The sequence below is a fragment of the Draconibacterium halophilum genome (assembly GCF_010448835.1).
GTDB classification, from domain to species: domain Bacteria; phylum Bacteroidota; class Bacteroidia; order Bacteroidales; family Prolixibacteraceae; genus Draconibacterium; species Draconibacterium halophilum.
The window spans coordinates 3,621,130-3,635,000 of sequence record NZ_CP048409.1; the positions used below are offsets into that span (position 1 = coordinate 3,621,130).

The following is a 13,871-nucleotide window of genomic DNA, read 5'->3' on the forward strand; positions in this document are numbered from 1 at the left end:
TGTAAAATCAGCACTCCTCGTAAATGTTGTAAGCAAAAAGGCGACTTCATATTAATCTGAAGTCGCCTTTACGTTATCGAAATGAAAATAATACTGAATCTTCTTATTTCAAAACGAAAGAAGCTTCCAGGCCTTCTGCTGAGTTTGGACCAACCCAAAGATTGAAGTCACCGGATTCGGCTTTCCATTCTCCGGAAGCCACATAATATTCAAGATCTTTTGTTGCAATCTCAAAAGAAACAACTTTCGATTCTTTTGGCTCCAGGCTTATTTTCTCAAAACCTTTTAGTTCTTTTACCGGGCGCGAAATACTTCCTACAAGGTCACGTATATATAGCTGAACGATTTCTTCGCCTGCCACGTCACCGGTATTTGTAACGGTCGCTTTTACTTGAATCTTTCCGCCTTCAGTTAATTCATTTGAAGATAGTTTAAGTCCCGAATAAGTGTAAGTTGTATAACTTAAACCATAACCAAATGGGAAAAGAGGTTCTTTACTTTCGTCGGTGTAGTGCGACCAGAATACATTTCCTTCGCCATTTGTAGGACGACCGGTGTTAAAATGATTGTAGTACAATGGTTGCTGCCCCACTGCTCTTGGAAACGACACCGGTAATTTTCCGGCAGGATTGTAATCGCCAAACAACACTTCGGCAATGCCGTTTCCGGCTTCCGATCCTAGGTGCCAGCATTCCACAATTGCGGGAACATTCTCTGCCATCCAGTTAATTTCTATCGGACGTCCGTTCATCAATACAACTACAACGTTTTTATTTACTTTATATACCTCTTCCAACAATTCCTGCTGAAATCCTTTCATCGAAATATCGGTTTGACTGCGACCTTCGCCTGATTGCCAGCAGTCTTCGCCTAATGCAATAACCACTACATCAGAGCTAGCTGCCAACGATCTGGCTTCCGACATTCCGCTTTTATCTGTTGTATTAATATTTAATTCGGTTGTAAACGAGCGCAAACCTTTGGTATACGCTGGTCCTTTGGCAAAGCTAATGTTTGAACTTCCGGTAACATTTTTTATTCCTTCCAGCAACGACACTGCAGAATTTGTAATCGCCTTTGCTCTCCAGCTTCCAAGTGGTACGTCTTTACTTTCAGCTAATTCGCCAATAACAGCAATTTTTAATCCATCCTTCTTTAGCGGAAGAAGATCGTTCTCATTCTTCAACAAAACAATACTTTTTTTGGCTGCTTCTTTGGCTGCTGAAAGGTGCTCGTCGCAACGTAATACGTTCTTTTCTCGCTCAGGATTACAGTATTTAAAAGGATCGTCAAATAATCCCAGTTTGAATTTAATTTTTAAAATACGGCGTACTGCATCATCAATCAAAGCTTCATCAACTTTGCCTTCGTTAACCAACGCTTCCAAATTATTAATATAAGCGTTACCTTCCATATCCATATCCGAACCGGCAGTAATAGCTTTATAGGCTGCTTCCTTTTTGTCGGCTGCTACTCCGTGCGGTAAAAGCTCTCCAATCGAGTTCCAGTCAGAAACCACAAAACCATCGAATCCCCACTCGCCTTTAAGAATATCGCGTTGCAAGTATGAACTGGCTGTTGCCGGTGTTTCGTTAATCGTGTTAAACGCATTCATAAATGTTGCCACGCCTGCATCAACACAAGCTTTAAACGGAGGAAAAACAATATTGTGCAATGTTGGATCGCCAATTTGTACGGTATTATAATCGCGGCCCGATTCGATAAAACCATAAGCGGCAAAGTGTTTGGCACAGGCTGCAATTGTTGTTTCATCTGAAAGATCGTCTCCCTGAAAACCTTTTACACGGGCATAAGCCATTTTAGCTCCCAGATAAGGATCTTCGCCTGCACCCTCCATAAACCGTCCCCAGCGGGCATCGCGGGCAATATCAACCATCGGAGCAAATGTCCAGTGTAAACCAACTGCCGAAGCTTCAACAGCTGCAATACGCGAAGACTTTTTGGCCAGTTCCGGTTCCCAACTCGCAGCTTCTCCTAACGGAATTGGAAACATGGTTTCGTAACCATGAATTACGTCGTAGGCAAGAATAAGTGGAATTCCCAATCGACTGCTATCAACTGCCCAGGCTTGAATTTTTCGGGTAGCATTTGCCCCGGTTACATTAAGCATAGAGCCTACTTTGCCCTCTCTTATCATGTTGTAAAGCGACATGGAATCAACACTCTCAGGAGCTGGCCCGGTCATTTCCCAACGCGAAGAATATTGGTTTAGCTGACCGATCTTTTCGATCAAAGTCATTTTTGAGATTAAAGCCTCAACTTTGGTGTCGACGGCAGAATCATTTTTTGAAGTTTTGCTGTGGTCGCCCTTTTGGCAAGCCACTGTGATAAAACTCATTAGAAGTAATGAAATAATTAGCTTTTGCATTGATTTTAGATTCTTATTGTTGATAATACAATTAGACACAAATATAGCATAAAAAAAGGTGGAACAAAATCCACCTTTTTATCATCTTTTATCTCTTTTATTTCGAATGTGACTTTCGGACAATTATATTCAGGATAATAAATGCGACAACCAGAATTAGTGGTAACACTGCCATGTTGCGCAATGTTATCTGAGCTCCGGCTGTTTCAATTGATTTTCCCATAATAGGCAAAACCATTGATGTGGCAACAAATCCTGCCCCGCCAAGTATCGACATTCCCAGGGCGCCGCTTTTTGGTATATATTCTGATGCAACTCCAATCATTGTTGGCCAGAAATAACATACTCCAACGGCGAATACAGCTGCTGATAAAACAGTCATAACGGCACCACTTGAGACACTAAGTAATAATAGTCCTATAACCGAAAAAACGGCAGAACCAAGCAATACGCCAGGGGGGTTCAACCGGTGAATTAAGCCGCCTGCAAAATAACGACCAACCGCCATTAATCCGGTAACAACAGCCAGTACAATCATTGGGTGAATACCGTTATCAGCCAACAGTGCATTTATCCATTGTGTGGTGCCCAGTTCTGTTGAAGCAGTAAGCAGCATACAGCCAAAAATAAACGGAAACAATAAAGTGATTTTATTCACCAGGCGCCCTTCAATAATAATTAATGCCGTTATAAGACCAACAATAATTAAAGGAGTGGCATAATTGGCGGTAACAAGGGAGGCAATTGAAGGCGTTGTTGCAACCAAAATCATAAATACAACTGCCAGTGTTATGGTATATGGCGCACCAATATTGCGCATCATTTCTTTATAGGAAACTCCTGTTGTCACGCGTTCAGTTTCGGGTATTTTTTGTCCGAAAAATAATACGCCGTAGATAACAAGAGGAATAAACAGCAAGCCTACCAATACCTGCCAGGGCAGATTAAGTGAATCCATAACTACCGCTGCCAGCAAGCTACCGATTACAATTCCTCCGGGGAACCAAACATGGAACCTGTTAAGCATTTTAGTCTTTTTATCCGGAAACAGTGTTGCCACAAGGGGATTACAGGCAGCCTCAACACTTCCGTTTCCAAGGCCGATAAAGACATTTGCAATAAATAACGAGGTAAAATCTTTTGCCATAAGCAAGAGAACAATACCTACCAGATGAAGTCCAAAAGCCAACCATATAATGGTTTTTGTTTTAACCAGGTCGATAAAATACCCACCGGCAAACATGGCTACGGCAAATCCCCAGAATGCCGGTCCAAATGCACGACCAACATCTTCTTTCGACAATCCGTAATCATCCGTAAATACGCCCTCAATTTTTGCCCGGATGGCAAAAGTTATAGCCGTAACAAGCAAAGCAAGACATGCAGCGACAAAAAGCCGCTTCTGATTTACATCTTTCATAGTAAATTGGTTTAGTAGAGATACGGATCAAGATCAAAGTTATTCCGGAATCTCAAAGTTCATAATTTTGATTTATCTGAGTTTTTTAGGTATTGAATAGCTTGTAATAAAAGTCGTTGGTACTCTTCAGTTTCGTAGGTACGTTTATCGTGGCCGGCCTGAATATATATTATAGTTGAGGCATTAAAACGGTTCTCCCATGCCACGAAATCTGCACTTTTAGGATGCCGGGTTCGCAGCAAAGGTTTCACATTATCGGAGATTCGGATATTATCGTAAACCTCGTCGAAAAAACGCAGTTCACGAAATCCGGCAGTTACAGGCGTGTAATTTTCAACTGTACAATACACCCAAACATCGTGTTCGTATTCCGACCATTCATCATCCGGGATATTTTTATTTTGCTCAATATAGCGGCCGCCAATAATTTCCTCAAAAGCCGGCCAGTTTTGATAAGAAACTAAGGAATGATGCAAAAACAGAAATGGTTTGCCTTGTTTAGTCAGGCGGATGTATGCAGCTTTCTGTTCAGCAGAAATGTTGTTCCACATATCGTAAAAAACGAGCACATCAAAATCGTCGGCTATGCCATTTGCAATTTTATTGTTCGCCTCGGGTTGCGCAAAGTGTTCATACTCTAATTCCGTCATCCGGTCGAATAGTTGAAAGAACTGGAGGGAATCAAAACTATGCCCGCCGGTAACCAACATTACTTTTGTTGGTTGAGCCAAAACAACATATGCAAGAAGGCTGAAAACAACGAGAAGTAAAGGTTTCTTCATCTTTACGTTTTTATGGTTGAAACTAAAATGAATGTTTCAGTTTCCGAAAATAAGAAAATCATTCGTAAAATTCTACTTCTAAAATGTAATGAAACAAACCAACTAAATTTACAAATAGCTAAATTAAAGTTTTACAGGTATAAAAAATACCCTATTTTTGATTTAATCAATTCAGAAAACACATAGCCATGAATAAAAAATTATTTCAATTTCTATTTTATTTCTCACTTGTCGCCTTTATTTTTGTGTCGTGCGACAAAATGGACGATGTTGAAACACCGGTAAACGGGAACGAATACCTGGTTGAAGCAGAGTTTCAGTTTGCAATTCCGAAAACAGTAATTGATTTTACCATTGCTGCGGGCAGTTTGGAATATCCTCAATTGTCAGAAATTGGCGACCTCATTCAATCAGGAGTTGAAGTGTATAAAATAACTTATCAAACCACCTTCGATGGCGAAACTGTAAATGCTTCAGGAGTGGTGGCCATCCCCGATGTGGACGGCGTTTACCCGGTTTTAAGCTATCAGAACGGTACCAACACGGAACACAGTAAGGCTCCAAGTGTTGATTCGGACAACCAGCTTTTTCAGATTCTGGAAATGATGGGATCTACCGGATTTATTATTTCGTTGCCCGATTACCTCGGTTTTGGTGAATCTGACGATATGTTTCACCCTTACCTGCACCGCGAGTCGACTGTACAAACCGTTACCGATATGTTGGAAGCGGTTCGCGAATTTATCGACGATGAAGATGACATTTCATTAAGCAACGACCTTTACCTGACAGGCTATTCGCAAGGTGGTTGGTCTACAATGCAAGTGCAGCAAGCCATTGAAGCCAATGCTGCGTTTCCCTATAATTTAAAGGCAAGTGCCTGTAGTGCCGGGCCATACAACCTTACCACACTTAACGAATATGTTGTGGGACTGGAAGAATATCCGCAGCCTTATTTCCTGGCCTATATCTTTAACAGCTATCTGCAATTAAATCTTACAACACCAATCAACACGGTTTTTCAAGAGCCTTATGCCGATAGAATTACCACCATGTTTAACGGAAATACTTCCGGAGCAGATTTGAATGCGGAACTGACAACAACCATCGCCGACTTATTTACACCCGAATATCTTGCCGGATGGAATACGGAAGTAAATTATGCCGAGGTGCTCTCTATGCTTGAAGAAAACAGTGTGCCCCTTTTTGTACCAACTGTACCAACAATGCTAATGCATGGCACCGCAGATACTTATGTGCCGCCAATTGTTGCCGAAGAAAAATATGCTGAATTTATTGCCGGAGGAGCATCTCCTAACCAGGTTATTTATGTTCCGCTTGAAGGGCTAGACCATACTGGAGGAATTTTACCTGCCGGAGTGGCGTCAATCGTTTGGTTTTTAGAAATGGAAAATGGAGCAATGTAGGAAAGAAGTCTGGAGGCTGAAGACCGAAGTTTGAAGTAGCGGACTGCGGTTCGGACCTACAACAAAATGATATTAAAAGAAGACCTTTTGCTTTTGCATGAGGTCTTTTTTAATACCATACAATTAGCGAATATTCGGTGCATCGAGCGGTTCCTGTTGGAGTTGAGCCTTCCGCAGCTCAAAAAAGTACGTCCGCAGATGCTTTTTAGCCGTCCTACATCGAAAAAATGTGCTCCTGCATCGAAAATTACCGCTCCTACACCAATAATTGGTCGTCCTACATCGAAAAGCAGGCATTCTACACCGATAGTACTATCTCCTACATTACATTTGTCTCGTCCTACATGCGTAGGACGAGCATTTTGTACTGTAGGATCGATAAAAACAGTCGTTTATCTGTCATTTTGTTATATGCGACCCTATTTTCTTGCAAAAAAAACGAGGCAGTCTCCTTACAACCCCGGTAAAACTCACAAATACTAAAGATTAATCGCCACTCTCACTGTCGTTGCTTCCCGATCTACAATGGGATCACCTGAAATTTCTGGTGGAGGAAAATTTCCGAATCAATTCAAATAAGCACCAACCATAAGAAACATGCTTTTGTCGGACGAATTTTACTATTTGGCTTGATCCAAATAGTAAGCACAAAACTCAAGGCTGCGCCCGCTTCACTCAGAGTTGAAATGAAACCTTAGTGAGAACGGGAAGCTCCGGGTGGGCGAGGAGATCACCCGTCTGAACTTAGGTTTTATGAAAACGTAGGGGAAGGAGCAGAAGCAGCCTTGGCTCGGAAATGCCTTCCTCGTGTTTCGTCTTTCCTTCAAGTTGGAGCAAAGCAGAAATCCCGACATTTCGTCGGGGGCAAAGATGAAAGCCGCCGGTAGGCAGAAAGTTCATCATGACGTGCTAAATAGCAATTATGACATCTAAGGGATATTCATAAAAAAAATTCCACCTTACGATAAGATGGAATCTTTTAACTTATAATGTGTTGTCTTTTTTTAGCAACTCGCAGCAACTTCCACCAATTCTCCTTCCAGCGAAAAATCAGATGCCGAAGTAATTTTAATATCGGCAAATTGTCCGATCATCGATTTATCGGTGCAGGCAAAACGGATGGTTAGTTTCCCTTCTGTATACGATGTCAGGAAACCTTCTTTGCGGTCTTCGCCACGCACCAATACACGTACAGCTTGCCCAATAAGGCTTTGGTTGTAGGGCAGGTTATGCTTGCGCAGATCTTCGGTTAGCTGATGCAAACGACGTTTTTTCTCTTCCAACGGAACATCATCTACCCAGCGGTGACTGGTAGCTCCCGGCCGTGACGAATAAATAGCTGTGTACGACATGTTAAATTTAAACTCGTGGAAAGCTTTGCGCGTATTTTCAAACTGCTCTTCGGTTTCGCCTGTAAAACCAACAATCACATCGGTAAACAAAGTTGCCTGCGGTAGAATACGTCGGATGGTTTCCACAATATGGCGGTATTTTTCCATGTTGTGTTTGCGGTTCATACGCATCAACACCTTATCGTCGCCACTTTGCATGGGCAGATGAATCTGTTTTCCCAAAACGGGATATACCGCAATCACTTCAATTACTTCGTCCGTCATATCGCGCGGATGTGGTGAAGTAAAATACAGCCAGAATTCTTTATTCATCCGTTTTCCCAATTCCCCAATCTCGCGTAACAATTGCGGAAATGTCAGCTCTTCTCCTTTTTTATCAAGTCCGTATGAATTTACATTCTGCCCCAAAAGGGTAATTGATTTGTAGCCTTGCGCTACGAGCAATGCCACTTCGGCAATAATATCTTTTGATGGGCGCGACACCTCACGTCCTCGTGTATAAGGCACAGCACAGTAGGTACAGAATTTATCGCATCCGTTTTGTATCGGAATAAATGCCTCGAATTTCGACTGGTAATGTGGTTGTACATTCCAAAAGTCTTCGATATTCTCGTTATGCGGATCGATACCCACATTTAAATGCGTTGGTGTGGTAATGCCGTAACTGCTGATCATTTTTGGCAGTTCGGGCAAATCTTTCATCTGGAAAGTAATATCGAAAAGTTTCAGGAACTTTTCATGATCGTCGGGCAAAATACAGCCCGAAATAAAAGTAACCAGGTTTTTGTTGTTCTTCCACTTATTCCATTTGTGAATGCGTGAATACACTTTATCGATGGCCTTTTGACGTACCGAGCACGCCAAAATACCAATCACTCCTGCCTCCTCCTCGTTGTCGGTCCACTGGTATCCGGCTTCTTCAAGTACCGAGATCACCCGCTCGCTATCCGACATATTCATCTGACACCCTAAGGTTACTACGTGATATTTCATTCTATATATCTATTTGCTACTATTTCACCCTTCTGGCCTCGTTCCTCAGCCATCTCTCCGTCAGCTGACGGAAAAATTAAAAGAGGGGTGATTTTAGGAACCCTTAATTCAGGGTCCCTATATTTATTAAAAGTATACTTCCGTGTAAATGTTCGATACCGGAACTCCTTTTTCCGAAAGAATATCAAACACCTCGTAAATCATTTCGCTGTTTCCACAAAGAAAACAGTTTGTTAACTCATCTATTGTCTCTGTCTTTAACAATTCGGTTACCCGGCCGTGGAAATCGCCACCCTTTTCGCCCGAAACACACAAAGTAAGTTTTTCTTCAGCAAAATCGGTATGATCGTATGCCTCTTCTGTTTTTCGCACACCGTGCACCATTTTATAATTCAGCTGCGGATGTGTTTTTACAAAACCATGAAACGGGCTGATTCCAGTTCCGGTGGCTACAAATAAAAATTGCTGCTCCTCAAAACTTTTCGGATCGAATTTAAAAAATCCAAAAGGACCGTCTACATCAACATGGTTGCCGGCTTTCAGTTTCTTTATTTTCGACGATACTTTCCCGCCATCTACTTCGCGTACCAATACTTCCAGATAATCGTCGTTCTCTCCGCTGTAAATGGAATATTCTCGACGATCAACCGCTCCTTTAGTACCGAGCAAGACAAACTGCCCGGTTTGGAACTCCATTCCATTTCGCTCAAACCGAATCACAAATGTTGAATCGGTTAAATGCCTGACTTGTGTTACTTTATGCCTCTTCAATTATTAAGATCTGTTCTAAATAAATCGATGCAAAAGTATAAATAATTGGCAAATCTTCAAGGTTTTAGCGTTTTACATTATTCATTCGTAAAGAAGTACACTAAAAAAGGGATTCTTGAACAAGAATCCCTTACATAATAATCCTCGATTTACACTAATTGTATACCTCTTCCTCTTGTTGGTAACCTTCTGAGATAACTGTTAACTGAAGGTTTTCTTTATTAACGATCATTCCGGTATGGAAAACCGTAGGTACCAAAAGTTCCCCATTACTCACTGTCTGATATGTTCTTTCTCCATTTTCACCTCGTGCCAGTTTCATTGCGAGGTCGGCGGTAGTTGCGGCCAGCTTTTCGTATGGCTTATAAATGGTACAGGTTTGATGCCCTGCAACAATCTCGCGTAAATTTCGTAAATCGGCATCCATTCCGGCTACCAAAATATCATGATCAAGTTCTATTTCATCAATGGCCCTTATAACACCCATTGCCAGCTCATCGTTTCCGGCAAGAATCGCATCAACATCAGGATGATCTTTTAATAACTTTTTAGCATGTTCGTAGCCTTCTTTTTCTTCCCAGGCTTCGGTGAATTCATTGTAGACAATTTCAATGTCACCTCTTTCCACCAAAGGTTGCAGCACGTTTCGCTGGCCGAGATAGAGCAACTGGCTATTGTTGTCGCTCAGGGCTCCTCCTATTAATGCATACTTACCAGTAGGTTTTATGGTGGTTAAATAACTAGCCTGTAGTGTCCCTATCTCCACATTATCTGTCGACACGTAAAAATCCAGTTTACAATTCTTAATCAAGCGGTCGTACGAAATTACTTTTACTCCCTGCGCATGTGCAGCGTCAACAATAGCACCAGCTGCAAACTGATCAACAGGTACAACCACTAACACGTCAACATCGTTGGCGAGCAGTTCTTTTGCCTGAGCCAATTGTTTATCGGCATCATTTTCGGCATTCATAACTTTTACGGTTCCTCCAAGTTCCTGGACATTCTCTACTAAATAGTCCCGGTCGTTTTCCCAACGCTCTTTATCAAAAGCATGGATTAAAAATCCAACTTCCACTGGTTCTTCTTTGGTTTCGCAACCAGTAAAACAAAGCCCGGAAAGAAAAACTAAGATTAGCAATGTTATCTTGTAATTCATAATATTGAATTTAATTATGTTTCTATTCAATTTACGAATTATCAGTTGATAGGTTAACCCAAAAAATTGTTTTAATCGGTTGTTTTAAAACATCTGATATTATGAAACCTTTTCAAGGGCAGATTTAAAATTTTTGAAATTCCTCATATAATTTTTGAAGCGGTAGTCCCATCACATTATAAAACGAACCTTCGATATGTGAAATACCTATCGATCCAATCCATTCCTGAATGCCATACGCACCTGCCTTATCATAAGGTTTAAAAGTATTTATATAATAGTCTATCTCTGCATTGGTTAGCTTCTTAAACTGAACGTTGGTTAATGATGAGAATACAACCGACTTTTTTGTGGAACTGAGACATACCCCTGTTATTACCTCATGTATTCTCCCACTCAACGCACTCAACATCTGGAAAGCATGATCATAATCAACAGGTTTTTCCAACACGTGATCGTTTAAAACAACGATGGTATCGGCTGTTATTAACAAGTCGTTATTGTTTAGTCCGTTGGTAAAAGCTTTAGCTTTTTTTTCAGCCAAATACACTGGAATCTTGTCTGGTGGCAGATGGTTCGGATACGATTCATCAACATCTTTTGTTTGAACCTCAAAATCAATTCCCAATGATTTTAACAGCTCTTGCCGACGCGGAGATTTTGAGGCAAGAATAAACTTATATTTGGGTATCCAGTTCATTTCAAAATGCTCTTGAATTTAGCATTTCGGGAGTAAACCATTTGTGTTGTGCTTTTAATACTTGTTCAATTACATCGCGCACGCAACCTTCGCCCCCATTTTTATCTGAAATGTATTTCGAGATATCTTTAATATCGGTTACGGCATCTTTAGGGCAGGTTGGTAATCCCACGGCGTGCATAACACGGAAATCAACAAGATCATCACCCATAAATAGCACATCTTCGGGCGCCACATTTACTTTTTCCAGGAAATCATTTAAACAGGCTACTTTATCCCTGGCTTTGTCGTAATAATGTTCCACACCCAGTTTTTCATAGCGTAGTCGAACGCGTTCAATATAGCCTCCGGTGATAATGGCAATCGGATAACCCGCCTTAATAGCACTTCTTATGGCAAAACCATCTTTAACGTTAGCAGTTCGTATCGGATCACCATCTTCATTAAGCGGTGAAACGTCTTTAGACAATACTCCGTCAACATCAAATACAAAAGCCTTTACGCGGGCAAGTTCTTCTTTAAAAAACGACATACTTATTGTTTTTCCTGGTGATGCTCAAAAATACGCTTTGAAATTGAATTGTACAATTCCTGCAGGTCGGGCATTTCTTTTAATTCGTTTATGTGAGTATTAATAATATTTTCATCGAAACGTATAGCCGGTCCGGTTTGCGCCTCTTTCGGATGCATTTCCTGAACTTTACTGGCTGTTTCCTGAATTAACGGCCGTAAAATTTCAAATGGCAGTTCTTTACTTTCCAAATATTTGGCAGCCATTGCATAACAATGATTGGCAAAATTACATGCAAACACGGCGGCAATGTGTAAGCTCTTTCTTTTTTCTGAATCCAGAACTGTTACCGATTTCGAAACATGATGAGCCAATTCCTCTAAAACCTGCAAATTATCTGTAGAACTTGCTTCAACAAAAATAGGAATAGACTTAAAGTCAATTTTTCTGTTTTTTGAAAATGTTTGCAATGGATAGAAAACTCCGTAGTTTTTAGTGTTATTACTCAGAATCTTCATGGGCAGACTACCCGAGCAATGCACAAGCAACTTATCGCCAAATTCAACCTGAGTTAATACCTGATCAACCGCTGAATCTTTTAACGCTGCAATATAGATATCGGCGTTTTTAGTAATTGATTCCGGAGAAGTGGTAAAGCTGGTTTGTAAATTATCTGCTAACTGTTTTGCCGCTTCCTTCGTCCTGCTGTACACTTGCACAATTTCGTGGCCGCACTTTTTTAATTCTGATGAAAAATGAGTGGCCACATTTCCGGCACCAATAAAACAAAATTTATATTTTCTCATTGTTGCTTTTCTTGAAAGGTAAAGTTTTTAATTCTATTGGGCGAATGCCACAAAAACAGGCTATAAAAGAAAGTAAAAAATGAAAGCCCCATGTGTGTTTCCAGGTTGGCATCACCTAAATTGGCTATTCCAATAAAAACCAATAATAACCAGAATAGCAAATTTTTTCCGTGGCCTTCTTTAAATACCGGAATTAAAAGCATAGACATTATCACCAAAAATCCTACCATTCCAAATTTCACCATATAATTTAAGTACTGATTATGTGATGATCGTTGATTTTCTTTTTTTAGTTTTGAACCCAGTGTTTCGTATGCTTCTGCATATTCGTTCTTCCAGTTTCCGGTTCCAATTCCAAACCAGAAGTTTGTTTTAATGATTTCCACGGAAGCTTTTACAAACTCTATTCGCTGAGATAACGACTGACCATTAGGATTTCCCGTTTCTTTGTAACGATCATATTCCCAAATAGTCTCGTAAATACGCGGATATAGCGAGAAACGTTTTTCGGCATAAATATAATTGGCAATTCCCTGTTCAATATTTTTTATGTCGTCATCGCTAAGTTGGCTCACTCCTACACTGTCTTTCCTCAATCCTTTACTTGTAAGATATCGAATTAAAGTTGATCGATACGAAAAACCATTATCATCTCGCTCATCTAAATCATGCTCGCTCCTTTTATTCCACTGTTCATGCAATTCTTTTATACAAATGTAGCTTTGCACCCAATTACCATTTTCTTTTTCCTGCGAACTAAAATTGAATGTGTAAGGATTTTCTGAAGCAGTAAGCTTGTCGACTTTCTCCGGATTTAATTTCTCTATGTTATAAAAATTATCCCAAATTGATTTTGTATAAAGTATTGGAGAAGCCACCATGATTGCCAATAAGACGATTAAGAAATAGTTCATTTTTCGTTTTACTGAAAAAAGATAATAAAGCATCAAAAAAACTAGTGTGCCAAGAAAAGCTAAAATTCCGGTTATTGATTTGAGCATAAAAAGAACAACTACCAACCAAACTGTTGCTGTAATAATAGCAACTCTAAATCCAAATCGATACTTATTATTTACTGCCCGAATAATTAGGAAAATACAACAAAATATTGCCAAAACTACCTGAAATGAATACCTGATGTGCGATATGAGGGATATCTCTCTAAAGTCAGTGATATTAAATGCAGATTTAAATACGAAGCGTACAGCCGCGATAAATGATACGATTGTAACAGCTAAACAAAATACCTCGATTACTCTATAAAATCGTTTTTCAGATAACTGTGGTGATAATACAAGAGCGAGAGGAACTACAAGCCAGAAGGCAACCTTTTTTAGTTCGTATAAGGCTAAAGAAAGATCCTTTGTATGAACTATCCCCAAAAGATAAACACCAAATATTGCCAGTAAAAAGAATACTGACTTATTCTTTTTAAACGATCTATTGAACTCCGTTGGAGGATGAAATATGATTGCTTGTAATAACAGAATTGCAGTTGCAATGCTGGTAAGCGCCTCGGAAAATGGCAATACAAGTACAAATAGCAGCAAGCTATAGTAAA

11 protein-coding genes (1 of these 11 running past the window's edge) are annotated in these 13,871 nt (G+C 40.2%); 1 reads left to right on the forward strand and 10 read right to left on the reverse strand.

The window, feature by feature from the left end:
• Nucleotides 1–103: 103 nt before the first annotated feature.
• The 3 genes from bglX to G0Q07_RS14690 form a co-directional block, all read right to left on the reverse strand.
• Nucleotides 104–2,389, reverse strand: a complete 2,286-nt coding sequence (gene bglX, locus G0Q07_RS14680; RefSeq protein ID WP_163347465.1) for a beta-glucosidase BglX — start codon at nucleotides 2,387–2,389, stop codon at nucleotides 104–106.
• A gap of 97 nt (nucleotides 2,390–2,486) precedes the next feature.
• On the reverse strand, nucleotides 2,487–3,809 hold the full coding sequence (locus G0Q07_RS14685) for an MFS transporter (RefSeq protein ID WP_163347468.1): 1,323 nt from the start codon (nucleotides 3,807–3,809) through the stop codon (nucleotides 2,487–2,489).
• 59 nt (nucleotides 3,810–3,868) lie between these two features.
• A complete protein-coding gene (locus G0Q07_RS14690; RefSeq protein ID WP_163347470.1) occupies nucleotides 3,869–4,591 on the reverse strand; it encodes a ThuA domain-containing protein in 723 nt (240 codons plus the stop codon).
• A gap of 188 nt (nucleotides 4,592–4,779) precedes the next feature.
• Between G0Q07_RS14690 and G0Q07_RS14695 the strand changes: the two genes are divergently transcribed.
• Entirely contained in the window at nucleotides 4,780–6,018 is a 1,239-nt protein-coding gene (locus G0Q07_RS14695) for an alpha/beta hydrolase family protein (RefSeq protein WP_163347472.1), read from the forward strand.
• Nucleotides 6,019–7,022: 1,004 nt separating this feature from the next.
• Here G0Q07_RS14695 and miaB read toward each other — a convergent pair.
• The 7 genes from miaB to G0Q07_RS14730 all read right to left on the reverse strand — a co-directional run.
• Nucleotides 7,023–8,363, reverse strand: coding sequence for a tRNA (N6-isopentenyl adenosine(37)-C2)-methylthiotransferase MiaB (gene miaB / locus G0Q07_RS14700; protein ID WP_163347482.1), 1,341 nt, complete (start codon nucleotides 8,361–8,363; stop codon nucleotides 7,023–7,025).
• Nucleotides 8,364–8,489: 126 nt separating this feature from the next.
• Nucleotides 8,490–9,134: a ferredoxin--NADP reductase gene (locus tag G0Q07_RS14705; protein WP_163347484.1), complete on the reverse strand. Its 645-nt coding sequence runs from the start codon at nucleotides 9,132–9,134 to the stop codon at nucleotides 8,490–8,492.
• A gap of 154 nt (nucleotides 9,135–9,288) precedes the next feature.
• Nucleotides 9,289–10,293, reverse strand: coding sequence for a sugar ABC transporter substrate-binding protein (locus tag G0Q07_RS14710; protein WP_163347487.1), 1,005 nt, complete (start codon nucleotides 10,291–10,293; stop codon nucleotides 9,289–9,291).
• 124 nt (nucleotides 10,294–10,417) lie between these two features.
• Nucleotides 10,418–10,993: a Maf-like protein gene (locus G0Q07_RS14715; RefSeq protein ID WP_163347489.1), complete on the reverse strand. Its 576-nt coding sequence runs from the start codon at nucleotides 10,991–10,993 to the stop codon at nucleotides 10,418–10,420.
• A gap of 1 nt (nucleotide 10,994) precedes the next feature.
• Nucleotides 10,995–11,525: a KdsC family phosphatase gene (locus G0Q07_RS14720; RefSeq protein ID WP_163347492.1), complete on the reverse strand. Its 531-nt coding sequence runs from the start codon at nucleotides 11,523–11,525 to the stop codon at nucleotides 10,995–10,997.
• A 2-nt stretch (nucleotides 11,526–11,527) separates the two neighbouring features.
• Nucleotides 11,528–12,310: a Rossmann-like and DUF2520 domain-containing protein gene (locus G0Q07_RS14725; protein ID WP_163347494.1), complete on the reverse strand. Its 783-nt coding sequence runs from the start codon at nucleotides 12,308–12,310 to the stop codon at nucleotides 11,528–11,530.
• Nucleotides 12,307–13,871, reverse strand: the 3' portion of a protein-coding gene (locus G0Q07_RS14730) for an O-antigen ligase family protein (RefSeq protein WP_163347496.1). It continues 43 nt past the right edge of the window; the window shows 1,565 of its 1,608 coding nt (coding positions 44–1,608); its start codon lies off the right edge, out of view; it ends in the stop codon at nucleotides 12,307–12,309. Before G0Q07_RS14730 ends, G0Q07_RS14725 begins: the two co-directional genes overlap by 4 nt.

Coding starts and splice junctions, on each gene's coding strand:
- bglX (WP_163347465.1), bottom strand. CDS start 2,389: ATGCAAAAGCTAATTATTTCATTACTTCTAATGAGTTTTATCACAGTG.
- G0Q07_RS14685 (WP_163347468.1), bottom strand. CDS start 3,809: ATGAAAGATGTAAATCAGAAGCGGCTTTTTGTCGCTGCATGTCTTGCT.
- G0Q07_RS14690 (WP_163347470.1), bottom strand. CDS start 4,591: ATGAAGAAACCTTTACTTCTCGTTGTTTTCAGCCTTCTTGCATATGTT.
- G0Q07_RS14695 (WP_163347472.1), top strand. CDS start 4,780: ATGAATAAAAAATTATTTCAATTTCTATTTTATTTCTCACTTGTCGCC.
- miaB (WP_163347482.1), bottom strand. CDS start 8,363: ATGAAATATCACGTAGTAACCTTAGGGTGTCAGATGAATATGTCGGAT.
- G0Q07_RS14710 (WP_163347487.1), bottom strand. CDS start 10,293: ATGAATTACAAGATAACATTGCTAATCTTAGTTTTTCTTTCCGGGCTT.
- G0Q07_RS14715 (WP_163347489.1), bottom strand. CDS start 10,993: ATGAACTGGATACCCAAATATAAGTTTATTCTTGCCTCAAAATCTCCG.
- G0Q07_RS14720 (WP_163347492.1), bottom strand. CDS start 11,525: ATGTCGTTTTTTAAAGAAGAACTTGCCCGCGTAAAGGCTTTTGTATTT.
- G0Q07_RS14725 (WP_163347494.1), bottom strand. CDS start 12,310: ATGAGAAAATATAAATTTTGTTTTATTGGTGCCGGAAATGTGGCCACT.